Genomic DNA, 16,693 nt, shown 5'->3' on the forward strand with positions numbered 1-16,693 from the left:
CTCGAGCCGCCTGTTCCGGAGACGGCTTCGTCGGACGCCATGTCAAGATGTTAGCAATACTAGTCAATGTTGGAGCTAGCGTGCGAGCGCGACTTCCAGGAAGACTCCACGAGTCAAAGGCGCTGGAGCCAGGAAGCCAGCGCGAGCGGGCTGCCGACGACGACCGTGTCGTATGCGGCGTCTAAGCGGGCGCTGCGTGCAATAGACGCCCAGTGCTTGTCCGCCCAGACCGCGTCGCAGTCAGGGAGCGTCTGCGCCAGGCTCATCACGTCCGCCCGATCATGTTGCCGGAATGTGTAATCGGAGTTTCGGTGCGCCCGGTACAGGAGCTCGGTAAAGACGGAGAGCGCCGGTGTTTGGTTCACCAAAGCGACGCCGTCGACGGCCGAACGGACTCTGTCACGGACTCCCGCCGCGACGTCTTCACTGAGATCGTTCGAGATCATCTGGAAGGTCTGGGAAACGAGCGACCGGTAGAGCAGGGACGGGTCAGCGCCGCCAGCCGATCTCATCCGGAGTTCGTGCTGCAGGACTGCGAACTACCTGCCTAAACGATGCTCGGGCCTCATCTCGATGCCGTCCATCTCGAGCACCCGATCGGGGCCCGCAAGATGGTTCCATTCCCTTGCCCTCGGATCCGCGCGCGCCAGGACGCCTACCAAACCTTCTGGCGGAGACAGCTCCGGACCCTCGACTCCGTCTTCGTCCGCTAGATGCGCGACAACCCGAAGACGGCCGAGCGGGCTCGCGAACGCATGATCGACTCCTACATCGAAGACCGGGCAGGTCACTTCGGGGATACCGAGCGTTCGACGGAGATCTCGACCGATGAGCTTCTCAATCGGAGCGACCGTCACGTAGCCACTCAGCCGGGCCATGACATCCGCGACACTGCGTCTGCTCTCACCGTCAAAGCGGTGCCACAGCTCGAGTGGTCGCGGAGAGGACGACCCGGAGCTCGCCGCCCTCGATGCGTGACGCCAGAACCGTCAGGAGTTCCTCGAACTCGACGTTCTTCCCACGTGCAGCCTGCGCAAGGCGTACCCAAGCCGACTGGTCCAAGTAGAGAGTCGGGGTGGCCACGTCGATCGCAGCTCTGTCGAAGATATCGGCATAACGGATGCTCATGCAGACAACATCAGCGCCTCTTCGAGGACGACGCAACCGTTGCGGCCACTCACCGAGACGCGTCGCGGCCGCACTAGGCGACAACACCGTCACCGTCACCGTCGCCGTCGGGCCGCAGGCCATGTAACAAAGGTGGTGAACAGAAGGTGAACAGGTAGGGTCGTTCGCATGGGGAACTATCCGGGGGGTCCGGGATCAAGCGTCTGGGACGCCGCCACCGGCGAGACACCTGAACGCGTTGGTCCGTCCAACTATCCCGGTTTAGCGGCACGTCTCGCGGTTGCTGACCGTGAGCGGCTGCTCCGCGCCTATGAGAACTCCCTCCTCCCGCGGCCGGTCTACCTCGATGCGCAAGTTGTTGCGGACCTGAGTAGCGACATCGCTGTCGTGGCCGAAGTGCTGCTGTCGCTGCCCGGCCGCCTCGTCGATGGTGACGAATCGCGATTTGCGCGGCGACTGGGCGTCACCGAGGATCGGATAGAACTGGCTTCCATCGGGAAGGCGCGCACTTCTCGGCACGTCGGACGCGCGGACGTCCTCCGGACCGAGAATGGCTTCCGCATGGTCGAGTTCAATCTGAGTTCAGCGCTCGGCGGGCTCGACATCGCCGCCCTCAACAGGGCCTTTCTTGCCGACGAAGACGTGTCTCGTTACGTCGGTGTCGGCAAACTCGGATACGTAGACCCGGTGAGGCAACTTGTTGCTCACATCAAGGACGCGACCGACGGTGCGCCGGGCACCGTCGCGCTGGTAGACACTCCGACGGGTTTCCCGAAGTCCCGCGCGCATCTCGAGTTGCTCGCCGAAATCTTGGCCCAGCACGGAGTCGAAGCGGTACCAACCCATCTCGGAGAGCTTGAAATTGGCTCGGCCGTCACAATCCGAGGACGGCGCATCCACACGGTGCACCGCTTCTTCACGCTCAGCGAGCTGGTTGCCGACGCTCCCACCGTACGGTGGGCCGGCGGGGTGCTGAGGCAACTGGAGAACACCGCAGTGCCGATCGTATCTCCGCTGTCTGCGTCCTTCTTCGGGAGCAAGCGCAGCTTGGCGGCGCTCTGGGAATCAGACACGAGGAGCGTGCTCAGCCCTGCGGAGGAGGCAGCAGTCGAGCGGCTCGTTCCATGGTCAACGCCGGTTCCTTCCGAATCGGACTCGGCCGCCGTCCGCGCCGCTTTCGTCGAACGCTGCGTCGAGCAGCAGACGCGGCTCGTGCTGAAACCGGCGTTCGGCGCCAGTGGAAACGGTGTCGTCATCGGATGGGAGACGAACCGGGACGACTGGATCAACGCGATCACTGACATCGGAGGATCTGCGTACGTCGTTCAGGAGGCTGTGCGCCCCGTGACCGAGCAGTTCCCGACTGAGGAGATGAACGGTCACCGAGGTTGGCGGCTGAACTACGGCTTCTTCGACTTGGCAGGGGGGTTCGCTGGCGCCTACGTCCGCGGGCTTCCCGCTTCGGAAGGGGCGGTGATCGGCGAGAGTGCCGGCGCCTCCCGCGGCTGCATCTTCATTGCAGGAGATGACAGCCGTCTACAGGGAGTCCGGAGGCCGTAACGAGTGTGGAGTGCGATCAGCACTCCGGGTAGCGAAGGCTAAGGGGAAGCATGATTTTGACAGGGCCGCAGATCGTGAAGGCAGTAGACGCAGGGGACATCGTCATTGAGCCGTTCCACGAGGCGAACGTCAATCCGAACAGTTACAACTTCACGCTTGGTTCCACACTCCGCGTATACGACGACGAAGTGCTCGATCCGAGGGCACCCAACGGTTTCCACGAGATGGAGATCCCGATCGATGGTCTGGTCCTCGAGCCGGGACGGTTGTACTTGGCACACACGCGGGAGCAACTCGGTGGTCAGGTGTACGCCCCGACCTTCGCCGCGAGGTCTTCCGTGGCCAGGCTGGGCCTGTTCATCAACCTTTCAGCATCGCTCGGGGACATCGGGTTCGTCGGTCAGTGGACTCTTCAGCTCTACGCGTCGCAGCGGTTACGCGTGTACCCGGGGATGGCGATCGGTCAGATGATGTGGTGGCGAGCAGAAGGAGCAGTGGACTTGTACGACGGCAAGTACCAGGGGGCTGCGGGCCCGCGGAGCAGTGACATCCACCTCGACATGGACTTGAAGGAGAGCCGCTGGGCGCTCCCTCGGTTCGGGACAGCGATCGATGCCCAACAGAGCGGGCCGAAGTTCGCAGCGCTCGCAAAGTGGTCCGAGCACGTGCCCGTGCCGCCCGCCTTCTCGGTTCCCGTCGAGTTCACCGACCGCAGCCTCAAGGCGTCGATGGTCGTCGAACTCGAGGACGCGATGACAGATCTTCGTACGACTGTCGGCTCGTACTACTTTGAGGGGCTCACTCGGATCGAACGGATCGCGGCAGGATTCCGGCTGGACGCCCGTTCGCGCGCGGTGCTGACCGCAGCGATCGACGACTTGCGGGGTGACGCCACGACGCGCTTCGCTGTCCGGTCCTCCGCCGTCGACGAGGACACCTCGACGGCGAGCAACGCAGGGGTGTTCTCCTCGGTGCTCGACATCGGCCCCGATGATGAGGTCGTCTCGGCAGTGGAAACGGTCTGGAGGTCCTGGTACGCAGCCCCGGCAGTGGCAGCGCGAGTGCGCGCCGGAGATTTCTCGGCTCGTCCGCGCATCGGCGTATTCGTCCAGCGCATGATCACGCCTGCCCGCGCCGGTGTCGCTTTCTCCTCGGAACTGGGTCAGCGGGTCGAGATCTCTTATGTCGACGGTCTAGGAGATGCCCTCATGGCAGGCACCGCAACCGGAACGACCATCACCGTCGAAGGAGCGGATGCGCCCGACGGGCTCGACGCGGTTACCGCGTTCGTCCGAGGGATCGCGCGGGTCGAGGGGCACGACGTCGATGTCGAATGGGCTGAGGACGACACGGGCTGCTGGATCGTTCAGGTCCGTCCGGTTACCGCCGCGCTGACGTCTGCGGACCGGAGCGACAACCCGACCTTCGAAGCGTCCTCGCTCTACGGCGAGGACGCCCCTGCCGTGCCGCTCGGTGACGTCGCATCGATCTACGCCGGCTATGTCGCCAAACGAGGTCCGGCGCACGCGATGGCTCGAGCGCACGGACTCCAGACCGGCGCTGGTGTCGTACTCCGATTCAACAAGGCCGGACTCGCCGAGGCGGTCGAAACCGGGCGGACAGCGACGCTGCTAGCCACGGAATCGTCCGAGTTCGTCGCCGACCTCGGGGACACTGTCCGCCAGATCATCGAACCGGTGGACCAGCTCGAAGCGGTCCTCGCACAGGCACTCCACGGCCGTGCAGACGGCGGCTTCGGCTACGCCGTCGTCCGGGAATTCATCCGCGGCGATGCCGGCGTCATCACCCGTCTGCAGCCCGGCGGCCTACACGTGGAAGTCTCAACGGAGGGCCTGCTAGCGATGAACCGAGGCACCGCGCACGCGTCGCAGCTGAGCGTCAGCGATGACGGAAGTGTGCTGGAATACGAGGACGTGCCGGACGCTTTCGCGAAGACCGTAGAGTCCGAAGCGCGTTCGCTCATTGCGTTCAGCCGGGCGATGGAAGAGAAGTACGGTCCGACGACGCTGGAGTGGGTCATCCGCGGTGGCCGTTTGTACTTCACGGACTACTCTCGCACCGACGTCTCCCACGGCGCGATCAGTGCGCAGCGCAACGTCATTGCGCCCGGAACTGCCCAGGGGCCCGTCGTAGACCTTCGCCCCCATGATGCAGTTCTGTCGCGTCTGTCCGTGGGACCAGCGGTCAGCATCGACCAGAGCGCTGATCTCTCTGGACATGCAGGGCTCGAAGCGGTGTCCGATCTCATCCGCAACGCACCTCGGAAGCCCATCGTGATCGCCCGTTCGCCGTACGCCGTCCTCTCGGTGTTCCTCGATGACGTCGCCGGGTTCCTCTTCGAAGGAGGCTCGAGTCTGTCCCATCTCGGCATCCTGCTTCGGGAGAGTGGCGTCCCCGCCGTCGTCGGAGCGCACGAGGAGACCGCCGACGAATACCTCATCGCGAACGGAACGGTGGCGGCCCTGTGAACAACGTCGAACAGGCGCCATTGCTGATCATTGCTGCGCCCGGCCTCGTCGACGGCCTCCTGACCACCAACGAGCAACTTGTCGCAAGTGTTCTGACTGTAGGGCTGCCGACAGCAGCGGTTCACGGCCTCGATCACGGGGCTCCGAACACCCTGATGCTGGACTGGCGAACTGAGGCCGACGAGGAGGTGCTTCTCCGCTCTGCCGACAGCGAGGTACGGCTGCCGTTCGGACGACTCTTCGAGCGGATGCTGCCCGGTGCCGCCGTCCGGGATGCAGCGGGTTCTGCCGGCTACCACGGGCCGCTGGTGCCGCAGAGCGTGGTTGTCCCTGCAGATCATGGCCGGGCACACGTGTGGACCCGCCTCCGGTACAGCGACGACGACGCCGTCTTCATCCGCGTCACGACGCACCCGGTTCCGTTCAGCGGTACCGCTGATCCGGCGTTCATCGCGATAGTGCGCAGTCTGAACGAGACCCGACACCTGTTCTTGAACAATCACCAGTGCTACTACACCCGCCGATTCCCCGGCGAGGAACTCGAGCACAAATACCTCCTCGACGGCGGCGACATCTGGACGGCCACCCTCGACGTGTACAACGCTATTCGCAGCGGTCTTCTCACCGGATTCGTTCCCGAGTACCACGACGAGTTCCAAACCTGGGACTACGAGAATCACCTGCATGAAATCGAGGGGCCCGGCGACGAGCAGGGCTACGTGTCATTCATCCCTCTCGTCGGCGGTGGTTACACCGTGAAGCGGAAATGGTTCGGCGCGGATGCCTTCCGCCGCGGGGAACGCATGAGCCGGGAGAACGAGACGATCGACGACTTCGTCGGGTACGTAGCCGACCGGATGGGGGTCATCGCACGGCCGCTCCCGCCCTTCCGCCGCGTCAGGTATGACGTCAACTTCGAATCGCTCGCGACCGGCCACGTCTACGGCATCTTCTTCGATCAGAGCACCATCGATGGTGCCCCTCACCACCGCATGATGCAGTGCGAGCTCGAGTACCTCAGGACCCGGTCTGTCCTCCCGCAGAACGACGAGGACGTCCTCCGCGAGATGGAATCCATTGCGGAGTGGCTCGAGAGCGTCCTCGGCGCGAGCGGGTTCAAGACGCAGCGCGGCACCTACTCGAAACTCTCGTTCCTCAAGCAAGCCGTACGGGACGACGCAGCGCTGGGAGCTGTCTATGCCTGAGCGGATCCTCGTCCTCTGTGATCTCGACGGGACGCTCTACGAGCGCGGTGTCCTCGTTCCCGGCGCTGCAGCTGCGATCACGGCCTTACGGGAACGGGCGACCGTGCGTTTCCTGACGAACACTGACTCGACTGCGACCGCCGCGTTGGCAGATCGACTGCAACAGCTCGGTCTGACCGTCTCGGAAGACGAAGTCTTCACCCCCGTCGTGGCCGCCAGGTCTCGTCTGCGTTCGTGTCGCAGCGCCGTAGTACTCGCAAACGAGGCAGTCCGTGAAGAGCTCGCCGCAGACTTCGAAACCGTGACGTCCCGTCGCGCGGCCGACGCAGTCATCGTCGGGGACGCTCGGGACGTCCTCGACTACGCCGCGCTCGATGTTGCGTTCCATGCGCTGCGCAGCGGTGCGATCCTCATCGCCCTGCAGCGCGGAAAGTACTTCCGTGCAGCGGACGGCGAGCACATCGACACGGGAGCGGTAGTGGCCGCGCTCGAATATGCGGCGGAGGTAGCCGCGGAGACCCTGGGCAAGCCGACCAAGGCGTTCGCCCAGCTTGCAGTCGACTCGGCGGGGGGACGCGACGCGTACGATCGGATCGTCGTTATCGGCGATGACCGCTCCACCGATATCCTCATGGCGCAGCAGAGCGGCCTCGATTCGATCCATGTGTTGACGGGCAAGGCTGCCGATCAAGCTGGCCGTACCGACATGCCTGAAGCGGACAGCACCGCCGTGAGCATCGTCGAAGCTGCTCAACTCGTCGTCGGGGCAGGACGGTGAAGGTCCTCTGGCACATCTGGGACGGAGCAGCAGCATGGATCGTCGACGAGTTAGTGGAACGCGGGCACCTGCCGACCATCCGGGTGCTCCGCTCACGAGGAGAGTGGGGCGCGGCCTCAGCCCCGTTCCCGAACTGCCAGACGCCGGCAGGCCTTGCGACGCTCCTCACCGGCACCACGCCGAGACGACACGGCGTGCACGGCTTCTGGGTCGCCGGCTCCGGGCGACAACGCAAGCAGATGCTCCGCGGGTTCGACGACGGCGTACTGCAGATACGGCCAGCATGGATCGGCCGGACCAAGAGCGCTGTGTCCGTACATGCCCCCTGGACGCTCACCGCCGATGGTGACCTCCCCTCAGGGACAGTGTTCGCCATGGACGGACTCAACGCGCGAGTCGAGCGTGAAGGCGCGCTCGAGATTCCCAAGGTGCAGTCCGAGACACCTTTCCCCGACACGGCCAGCCCGGACGCGGTGATCCGTCGCATCGGAGACGTCGTCGAACTCGCCGAGAGCTCGGAGACCGTCCAACTCGGGCAGGCCTGGACCCCCGTATGGCGCGAGCCGGGACTCGGGCGCTGGTATCGGGCGATGCTCGACCCCGATACCGGCGTCATCACCGTCGCGCGCTCAGGCGCATGGCGCACGCGCATCGTCGGCGCTCCGGACACAGTGCGACACGCACGGCGGAGGGAGCGAACGGTCGGACCGTTCCTCGGCGATTCGATGGGCAGTCTCTACCGGAACGGAACGTTCGGACGACGCCTCGCCGACGGCGGCGACGGCGCAGCTGAAGACATCCTGTTGGAGGCAGCCGAGATCGTGGTCCGCACCATGACGGCCCCCTTCCTCGACCATCCCGACGCGGACCTCGGCCTCTGGTACGTGCCCGTGGTCGACGACATCAGCCACGAGGTCGTCGGTCTGCTCGACTCGGACGACCCAGAGATCGCGGACGCGGCATGGGCGGTCGTGGTCCGCACCTACGAACTCGTCGACTCCTGCCTCGGAAAGATGATCGCCGCGCAGCGACCCGACGGTGTCGTCGTGTCGGCTGATCATGGCATGGCTCCGATCCGCAGCACCTTCCTGCCCAACGTCGTCCTGCGCTCTGCCGGATTGGCGGTCGCTGACCCGCACGGGGAGGCCGACACCGGATCCTCCGATGTGTGGTATCACGAGGCCGGCACGGGGCTGGTGCTCGTCAACGCACGGCATCTCGAGAGCGGGTACCTGGACACCGCCGCTGCCACAGAGTCGCTCCGCACCGCAGTCGAAGCCATCTGTTCCGCGACGGACGGGGAAGGCAGGTCAGCGGTTGTCGCGGTTCTTGATGCCGATGGCAACGCCGTGGAACCGGCGGCAGTATCGGGCTCCGAAGCCACGTTGGTGTTCCGCTCCGATGTCTTACCCGTGGCGGACCTCCCCGCTGACGACAACCCCTGGCAGGCGCCTCGCCGATCCGCCGCACATGTGACTAACGACGGCGACCCGCGTCTTTCTGCCACCTACGTGATCGCATCGCCCGGTTGCACGGCACGTCGTCTCGACCGTGACAACGCAGAGATCGCCGACCTCGTGAACGCGATGCTCAAGGAGGGGACCACGGTATGCGGATCGCATTGATCGGACATTCCGGCGCTGGGAAATCGACCACAGTCGCCTTCCTCATCGACGGCCTCGCCTCCCGAGGACTGCGCAGCGAGATCGTCAAGCTCGCGACCCCGCTGTACGAACTCCAGCAGCGATTCCGTTCCGCCGCCGGCGTCGAGCTTCCGCCAGATGTTCAGGATCAGGTGCTTTTGGAAGACATCGCCGTCCAGCTGCGGCGTCTCAACGAGCGCGCGCTCGCCGACGGCTTCCTGCGACGGGTCAACGCCTCGGCCGCCGATGTCATCATCAACGACGACCTGCGCGACCCTGACGTGGACGCTGCGGTGCTCCGCGACAACGGGTTCCGGATCGTCCGTGTGCAAGCGCCCGAAGAGGTACGTCTCCGGCGACTCAAGGCACGCGGCGACATCTCAACGTCAGACGCGTCTTCGCAGGGAATCCACCGCATCCCCGTCGACGCGACCCTCACCAACAGCGGAAGCGTCGACGCCCTCCGCTCGCAGATTACAGACCTACTGGAGGTGCTCCTGTGATCCTCACCGGTGCGCAAATCGCATCCGAACGTCGTGACGGGAGGCTCGTGATCGAACCGTTCGATCCGGCGCGTGTCGAACCGAACAGCTACGGATTCACGTTGGGTGACCGTGTCCTGACGTACGAGGAGCAGACGCTCGACCCGAATCGGGCTCCCAATGTCGTCGAGGAGCTCATCGGGGAAGACGGGTACCTCTTCTTGCCCGGTCGGATCTACCTCGCGTCGACTGTGGAACGGATGGGCAGCGACAACTACGCGGCGACCTTGCACGCTCGACTCTCGACGGCGCTTCTCGGTGTCTGGATCCAGTACTCGGCTCCCTTGGGGCACTCCGGGGCAGTCATCCCGTGGACACTCGAGATCAAGGTGGCTCACCCGGTGAGGCTCTTCTCCGGCATGCTCATCGGTAAGCTCGCCTTCTGGTCGATGTACGGCGCGGCGCTTTCGTACCGAGGGAAGTACACCGGCTCCACTGACGTCGTCGCCTCAAAGATCTGGACTGAACGTGCTCCGGAGGCTACGCGGTGAAACCAACGCTTGTCGTTCTCGGCACGAACAAGGCTCATGCTGCGGCGGAAGCTGTCCGGGAACGTGACACGGTGGTCGTGACGGAGCCGTGGTACGCGGAGGACTTCCGTGCGCACGGCGCCGGAACGGTCGTGGTCGTCGCCGACATAGCCGACACGGAAGCCACCGTGGTTGCGTTGCAGGACACATGTTCCGCGAGTTCTGTCCGACCAGAAGAAGACGAGCGAATACGGATCCTGGCGACGTCGGAGCGCACCGTCCGGCCGGCAGCGCGCCTCCGTGCAAGGCTGGGCGTGGAAGGCACATCCCCAGAGATCGCCGTCGGATTCGTCGACAAGGGCGTAATGGCGGATCGACTTCTCGAAGCTGGGGTGCCGATGGCCGCCACTGTCACCGTGTCGAGCGCAGAGGACGCTATGGACGCCTTTCAGAGAATTGGCTACCCAGCCGTAGTCAAACCGACAACCGGGAGTGGAAACTCCGGCGTACGTGTGGTCGAGGACGTAGACGCCGCGTCACGGTTTGCTGAGGCGTACGTCCCTGGGGCGCGGTGGTTGGTGCAGCAACGCCTCCGGGCCGATGCGGAGTACCATCTCGACTCGCTCGTCACCGAGGGGCGTCTGGTCGCTCCGATCGCGTCACGTTACTCCGCACCGTGCCTCACCTGGGACGAGGGCTCGTTCCATGGATCGGAGACGATCAACGCTGACAATGACGAGGCGACCGTAGTCGAGCATCTCGGTGCCGCGGCAGTGCGGGCACTCGGGCTCCTGCAAGGAGTCGTTCACGTCGAGGTGCTGCGGGTCGGGGATCGCCTCGTTTGTAATGAGATCGCATGCCGCCCCGGAGGCGGAGGCATCGGGCTCGCACTCGACGCGACGCTCGGCCGGTCTTTCTGGGCGGAGGTAGCGGCGCTGGAACGGACGGGTGTGACCAACATCGACGAGTACGAAAAGCGGCCCGGGTACGGATGGGTAGCACTGTCGACCCGGCCCGGACGCGTGCTGCAGATGAGTTCACCTGATGAACTCCTCGCCATCGACGGAGTCGAACGGGTGCAGTACACGGTACAGGTCGGAGAGCATGTGCGCACAACCGGAGGGGCGTACACCGTCGCTGGCTACTGTCTGACCCGCTCCACCAGTGCCGCCGGTCACGCCGCCGTCCGATCCGCCGTCGAGCGGGAATTCAAAATCGAGGTCGACGATGCCGAATAAATCTGCCGTTCGCCGGCTCGCAGTTGTCTCTGACATCCACGGCAACGTCGCCGCCCTTGAAGCTGTCGTCGGTGACATCGCCAGCACCGGGGTGCACGAGGTACTCAACCTCGGCGACGTCGCTTCGGGGGCGCTCTGGCCGGCCGAGACAGTCGAGCTCCTCATGCGCAAGGGTTGGCGGAGTGTTCGCGGGAACCACGACCGAATAGTCGTCGCCGGCGGACGACTCGGCCTGTCCGACGCTCATGCACGCTCGTCGCTGCGACACGAACAGATCGCCTGGATGGCTGCTCTACCTGAACGGATCGACGTCGAGGCCGACATCGTCGCCGTCCACGGTTCGCCGCGCGCAGATGACGAATACCTGACGCATTCGGTGCAAGACGGCATGCTGCAACCGGCGCTGCCAGCGGAGCTGGCTTTTCGGCTCAATGGAACCCAGGCTGTGGCTGTCCTCTGTGGACACTCGCATTTGCCCGCCTCTGCGCAGTCCGCCGATGGGACCGCCGTCGTCGGTGCGGGCAGCGTGGGGCTGCAGGCATACGAGGACGATGATCATGCCCGGCCTCATGTCGTCGAGAACGGGACACCGGACGCGAGCTACGTGCTCCTCGACCTCGAGAGTTCACCGACCGGCACTCGCATCGTCGGCGTGCAACACCGCCGTATCTCGTATGATCACGAAGCCGCGGCGCGGCGAGCTGAGATGGTCGGTCGCCCCGAGGTGGCGTTCGCGCTTCGCACCGGCCGGGTGCCCTGACATCGCCGGAGGCCGTGGCTTCAGTTGCCTGACCCAGTTCGGATCGTCGCCTCCACCCGTGCGTCGAGATCTACTCGTCGTCGGCCGGCGGCCACCCATGCGGTCACACCCGCTGCGATGAACCCCGCGGCGATGACCGGAGCGCCCCAGAGCGTGCCACCTGCAAGCGCGACCGACCACACCGCGGGGCCGAGCGCCGATCCGACTCCGGCCGTCCAGGCGTACACACCCTGGTAAGAGCCCATGTAGCGCGAGTCGGCCAGGTCGTAGGACAGGTCGAATGCTCCGGCGACCTGCAGGAGCTCGCCAAGTGAATGGATGACGACGAGCGCGAGGACAAGCGCCACCCCAGCCCCGCTGCCGCTCAGGAGGAGAGCAAGCACGAAGCCCGCGGACGAAATTCCAAGCATCAGCCCTGCGAAGAGCAGCGAGCGCCCAGCCGCTGGCACGCCGTCGACGCGCGCTGACATCGGTGCCTGGCAGAGGACGACGATGGCGGTGTTGACCAGCAGAGCGGTCGGCGCGAGCCATTCCGGCAAGCCTGGTCTCGTCGCCACGAGGAGCGGCACACCGACCGTCAGCGCGGCGTACTGGACACCGAGGACGCCGTTCATGCTCATCACGACGACGTAAGTCCTGTCCGACCAAGCGGCTATCGTGCCGGAGCGACGCGAAGATGCTCCGGTGCGCCTCTCCGGGGTTTGCTGCACGTCTCGCAGCTTGGTGAGATAGACGGCGGCGAGGACCAAGAAGGTCAAGGCGTTGCCGATCAGTAGCCAACGCAGCTCGGACCCGGGCAGGACGGTGACGGCGATCGCGGCGATCGCGGCACCTGACGCGATCCCGAGGTTCGCGCATGAGCGCAGCTGCGCCCGGACCTTACCTCGTTGCTCCTTCGGGGAAATGTGCGCGTTGAGGACGCCGCGTACAACCTTTGAGCCCTGCGCGGCGAAGGCGGCGACAAGTGCGCCGATACCGAACGTCACGATGGAGTCGGCGAAGGCGAGCCAGACCATCGCCGCGGCCTCAACGACCAGAAAAGCGGTTCCTACCCGGACGGCTCGGTGCCGGTCGAGGACGCCACCCGCTGCGGGGAGAAACAACAGACCCCCAACGGCAGCTACGGTCGCGACCACGCCGACCTGCGCTGCCGGCAGGTGGACGCCGCCGACGAAGTAGAGGATGAGTACCGCGCCGTAGAGGCCCGTGCCCAACGAATTGAACAGTAGCCCGAGCGCGAGCCATCGTGCCACCGGCTCGGTCGGTATAAATGTGAGGAACCTCAACCCTGGTCGCTCGACTCGTCGTCCGAGGTCACGATGCGGACAGCGGCACGGAGTGCCTCTGCTACTTCGGCCGCTTCCGCTGCGTCCCTGCCATCCGCGATGACGTAACCCGGTCGATCTCCGGACCGTCGCACGGGGTTCACGGTGTCTCCCGCGCTAACTCCTACGTGGACCTCCTTCGGAGCAGAGAGGGTCGGTGCGGAGACGGTCCTTACGATTCCAGGCTCGGGTGCAAGGAATCGGATAGCTGCGCCTCGATCTCCCACGGTCGCAGGCAGACTCGAGGTTCGTCCGGCGGCCGCATCGATGAGCAGCGCGGGAAGATCGATGCCCGTGGTGACCCGCAGAAGGACACGGATCTTGTCCCCGCCGATCCGATCATGCGACTCGAGGATCAGCGGACCTCGCTCGGTGACTTTCACCTCGGTATGGGCTGGCCCGTCGACAACGCCGACCGCGTCGAGAAAGAGGGTCACGAGCGCTCGAATCGCTGACGTCTCGGCCATCGATAGCTGGGACGGCATGGTGTGGCCCGTCTCGACAAAGTTGGAGTTGACCTGCTTGTCGGTCACGGCGAGGACATGATGGACACCACCGATCGTGACTGACTCGACGCTGACCTCAGGCCCCGTGAGAAACTCCTCGGCTAGGGCCAAACCAGAGCCTGACGCTGTGAAGTCTCGCCACGCTGCAGCAGCCTCGTCCGGTGAATCGATCCGGAAGATTCCCCGACTGCCAACACCGTCGCGCGGCTTCAGAATCACTGGTCCACCCGCTTGCTCGCAGAAGCGAATGAGGTCTGCGAGGCTCTCCGGGGTTGACGAGAGGACTGGGCTGAGTCCTGACTCGGCGAGCCGCTTTCGCATCGCAGGCTTGTCCTTCAGCAGCTGTACTGTCTCCAACGAGTTGCCTTGAACCCCGAGATACTCCCGGGCAGCCGCGGCCGGGATCAGCCCACGTTCGGTAAGCGACATCACGGCCGAGAATGGGCGTGCTGCGTGAAGGGGTAGCAGGACGGCGCGCACTGCGTCGAGGTCGGCGAAAGAAGCCTCAAGGACCAGCTCGGCTTGTGCGGCTTCCGCCAAGGGCGCCGTCTCTGCGTCGTGCAGGTAGACAACATCCACGCCTCGCCCGACAGCCGTTCTGATCAGGTGGCCCGTTCCACCGACGACTGCGATGCGAGGCCGAGAATCAGCATGCCGCGCGTTGAGGTCGGACTTGCTCTGCTGCATGAGTCGCCCCAGTTCCTACCAGAAGTGTTCGTCGAAGGGAGTCGCGATCGTCCCCCAACGTTGCTACGACACTCCCAGACTCCCGGTTGGTTCTGCAACTTGCGGCGCGCTGCGTTACGCGAGCCGTCCCGCGCGCGGCATCGCAGTGTGCCTCCCCAGTAACGGCCCGGTTGACCCGCGCCTGGGCGGCAACGGTCTTGCCGTATCTCTCCTCCGGCTCACGACTCGGATCCCTCTTCATGGACGAACCGATCCGTCTCTTCTCTGAGGACTCGACTTCTGGATCTCGCAAACCGCAGCGCGGTCTGCAAGCGCCTCGCAACGCTACAGGCCGCCGCCGAGGAGCTATTCGACGCCTAGCCGCAACCCCGCCTGACCAGGGCTTACTTGAAAAAGGGGAAAATCGGAGCAGGCCCAGGGGAAACCCAGCGGACGGGGCCAGCGCAGTAGCCGTGCATCCGCTCAACCGTGCGGGCCGTCGAGACCTGCAAATGACCCGCCACAGAAAACCCCCGTTCACGCGGGGGTTTTCTTCTTTCACGGATCGGCTCTGGTGCCGATGCGCCGCACTCTCGGAAGGCACCGCTCTGCACCGCGGCTCTCGCGGCTGCCTCCTCTCCGGCTCGGGCTGCTCCTCCAGGGCTGGCGCCCGCAGGTGTACTTGCCTGTTCCTGGTACTGATCCGCCGCAGGCTGTGAACCAACACCTTCGTTCGCCGCGCACACCGCTCCGCGAGGACGGGCGAGGAAGTAGGGGCCATCGCACGCAGGTGGCCACGTCGGCGCTGCGGCGTGTCCATGAGGCGGGAGGCGGGCGAGAGTGCCGCCGGCGTCGGTACAGCCTCGTTCAGCCCATCGGCGATCGGAACTGGCTCGAACGGGCGCTCGACCTGGAACAGACGCGCCCTGGGAAAGGTCACAGCGCTGAAGCGCTCACCCGGAGGCCTACACCGCTGGACCACTCCCCGTACCATGACCGCGGCGGCTTGCTGGGTCAGGGCTGTCTGACGATGACCTTGCCACTGCGGCTCTCAGCGGTGACGTGCGCCTCGATCACCTCGGCCAGCGGGAACTCGTGGTCGACTCGGGGCGTCCACAGACCGGCCTGTCCGAGTGCGGCCGCGGCCCGGAGGAGTGCTGAGTCATGGCGCGCGACGACACTCCTTGCGCCCAATCGGGCAGCCTCTTGAGCGCCGAGGACAGTGACGACTCGGTCGGCTTTCCCGACGATGGTCACGATATCGGGCAGCGAGTCGGACGGGGCGGGGGCAGCGTGCACTGCGGCGTCGACGCCGCTCGGTGCGAGGGCGGCAACTCGTTCCGGCAGCCCCCGGCCGTAGGTGGTCGGGACGACGCCCATGGCCTCGAGGTGGGGGAAGTTGCTCCGGGTGCCCGTGCCGATGACGATGGCCCCCGCGGCGCGGGCGAATGCTGCAGCTGCGCTGCCCACGGCCCCGGAAGCGCCCTCGATGAGCACCGTCGCGCCCTCCAGGTCGCCGAGCGTTCCGACGGCTGTGGCGGCGGTAGCACCCGCGAGACCTGCTGCTGCGGCCTGCGCCGTCGTCCACTGTTCGGGCACGGCGCTCCATGCAGTCAGAACGGCAAACTCTGCCGTTGTGCCACTGATCCCGCCGTTGAGTCCGAAGACGACGTCACCGACCTGAGTGTCGGTCACGCCTGGCCCGACTTCGTCGACGACGCCGGCCGCATCCATACCGGGCACAGCGGGGAGGTCCAGTGGCAGAACCTGCGCGAGGTTGCCGGCGCGCAGCATCACGTCGATCTGGTTGACGCTCGCAGCGCGGACGCCGATGCGGATCGAGCCCGGGCCGGCGTGGGGTTCCGGCGCGTCCTCGACGACGAGGACATCAGCGGTTCCGTATGAGTGGTATCGGGCAGCGTGCACGCTGTTCAACTCTCCGACCTGGGATGGGTGCCGACTGGCTCGCTTGCGATGTGCAGTCGATGACATCGTCCCGAGCGGTCGAAGTGCACGGTCCAGATGTTTCCGAAGGAGCCGCGCTCCCGGTAGTTCGCCACTCCAGCGATCACGGCGTAGTCGTCGGAGACCGAGAGAACGTCCCAGGTGAATGTCCAGCCGCCTTGTTGCCAGTCTCGGCGCCCCAACCAACCAGCGATGATGCGTTCCCGTCCAACCCAGTGCGCGTTGTGGAAGTCGTCGTGGTATTCCGCTTCAGCGGAGAACACAGCACGGACATGTGAGCGCTCGTTGCTTCGCCAGGCGAGGAGATAGCGCTCGACCCACCCGTGAACGGCGGACTGTGTCAGAGTCGTGGCCCTGCTGTCGAGCGTCATCGTCGGTGTCATGGATCGACCTTCGCCGTTCGCGGCGTCGGGCGGGA

15 protein-coding genes are annotated in these 16,693 nt (G+C 65.4%); 9 read left to right on the forward strand and 6 right to left on the reverse strand.

From position 1 onward, the window contains the following. Positions 1-113: 113 nt before the first annotated feature. A complete protein-coding gene (locus tag ITJ56_RS13085) occupies positions 114-512 on the reverse strand; it encodes a hypothetical protein (RefSeq protein ID WP_194631052.1) in 399 nt (132 codons plus the stop codon). Between the two features lie 397 nt (positions 513-909). Next, the gene (locus tag ITJ56_RS13090) at positions 910-1,128 is read right to left on the reverse strand and encodes a hypothetical protein (protein WP_194631053.1); all 219 of its coding nucleotides are present in this window, start codon (positions 1,126-1,128) and stop codon (positions 910-912) included. Between the two features lie 168 nt (positions 1,129-1,296). Between ITJ56_RS13090 and ITJ56_RS13095 the strand changes: the two genes are divergently transcribed. The 9 genes from ITJ56_RS13095 to ITJ56_RS13135 are packed head-to-tail and all read left to right on the forward strand — an operon-like array spanning position 1,297 to position 11,813. Then, a complete protein-coding gene (locus ITJ56_RS13095) occupies positions 1,297-2,688 on the forward strand; it encodes a glutathionylspermidine synthase family protein (protein ID WP_194631054.1) in 1,392 nt (463 codons plus the stop codon). 50 nt (positions 2,689-2,738) lie between these two features. Further along, positions 2,739-5,177: a dCTP deaminase domain-containing protein gene (locus tag ITJ56_RS13100; RefSeq protein WP_194631055.1), complete on the forward strand. Its 2,439-nt coding sequence runs from the start codon at positions 2,739-2,741 to the stop codon at positions 5,175-5,177. Then, positions 5,174-6,382, forward strand: a complete 1,209-nt coding sequence (locus ITJ56_RS13105) for a hypothetical protein (RefSeq protein WP_194631056.1) — start codon at positions 5,174-5,176, stop codon at positions 6,380-6,382. The genes ITJ56_RS13100 and ITJ56_RS13105 overlap by 4 nt, the downstream gene beginning before the upstream one ends. Next, positions 6,375-7,160, forward strand: a complete 786-nt coding sequence (locus ITJ56_RS13110) for an HAD-IIA family hydrolase (RefSeq protein WP_194631057.1) — start codon at positions 6,375-6,377, stop codon at positions 7,158-7,160. Before ITJ56_RS13105 ends, ITJ56_RS13110 begins: the two co-directional genes overlap by 8 nt. Next, entirely contained in the window at positions 7,157-8,785 is a 1,629-nt protein-coding gene (locus ITJ56_RS13115; RefSeq protein WP_194631058.1) for an alkaline phosphatase family protein, read from the forward strand. Before ITJ56_RS13110 ends, ITJ56_RS13115 begins: the two co-directional genes overlap by 4 nt. Beyond that, positions 8,770-9,306, forward strand: coding sequence for an AAA family ATPase (locus tag ITJ56_RS13120; protein WP_194631059.1), 537 nt, complete (start codon positions 8,770-8,772; stop codon positions 9,304-9,306). The genes ITJ56_RS13115 and ITJ56_RS13120 overlap by 16 nt, the downstream gene beginning before the upstream one ends. Beyond that, entirely contained in the window at positions 9,303-9,836 is a 534-nt protein-coding gene (locus ITJ56_RS13125) for a dCTP deaminase domain-containing protein (protein ID WP_194631060.1), read from the forward strand. The genes ITJ56_RS13120 and ITJ56_RS13125 overlap by 4 nt, the downstream gene beginning before the upstream one ends. Then, entirely contained in the window at positions 9,833-11,053 is a 1,221-nt protein-coding gene (locus tag ITJ56_RS13130; RefSeq protein ID WP_194631061.1) for an ATP-grasp domain-containing protein, read from the forward strand. Before ITJ56_RS13125 ends, ITJ56_RS13130 begins: the two co-directional genes overlap by 4 nt. Continuing rightward, positions 11,043-11,813: a metallophosphoesterase family protein gene (locus ITJ56_RS13135; RefSeq protein WP_194631062.1), complete on the forward strand. Its 771-nt coding sequence runs from the start codon at positions 11,043-11,045 to the stop codon at positions 11,811-11,813. Before ITJ56_RS13130 ends, ITJ56_RS13135 begins: the two co-directional genes overlap by 11 nt. A 20-nt stretch (positions 11,814-11,833) precedes the next feature. On the opposite strand, the gene ITJ56_RS13140 is transcribed toward ITJ56_RS13135, so the two are convergent. From ITJ56_RS13140 to ITJ56_RS13155, 4 genes are all read right to left on the reverse strand, one after another. Then, positions 11,834-13,066 carry an MFS transporter gene (locus ITJ56_RS13140; protein ID WP_194631063.1) on the reverse strand — a complete coding sequence of 411 codons (1,233 nt, stop codon included), beginning with the start codon at positions 13,064-13,066 and terminating at the stop codon, positions 11,834-11,836. Positions 13,067-13,095: 29 nt separating this feature from the next. Next, positions 13,096-14,331: an ATP-grasp domain-containing protein gene (locus ITJ56_RS13145; RefSeq protein WP_194631064.1), complete on the reverse strand. Its 1,236-nt coding sequence runs from the start codon at positions 14,329-14,331 to the stop codon at positions 13,096-13,098. Between the two features lie 993 nt (positions 14,332-15,324). Beyond that, positions 15,325-16,236: an alcohol dehydrogenase catalytic domain-containing protein gene (locus tag ITJ56_RS13150; protein WP_194631065.1), complete on the reverse strand. Its 912-nt coding sequence runs from the start codon at positions 16,234-16,236 to the stop codon at positions 15,325-15,327. A gap of 5 nt (positions 16,237-16,241) precedes the next feature. Beyond that, complete coding sequence (locus ITJ56_RS13155; protein WP_194631066.1) at positions 16,242-16,658, reverse strand: nuclear transport factor 2 family protein; 417 nt, start codon at positions 16,656-16,658, stop codon at positions 16,242-16,244. Between the last annotated feature and the right edge of the window lie 35 nt (positions 16,659-16,693).

It is taken from the genome of Curtobacterium sp. VKM Ac-1376 (assembly GCF_015351025.1).
GTDB lineage: Bacteria > Actinomycetota > Actinomycetes > Actinomycetales > Microbacteriaceae > Curtobacterium.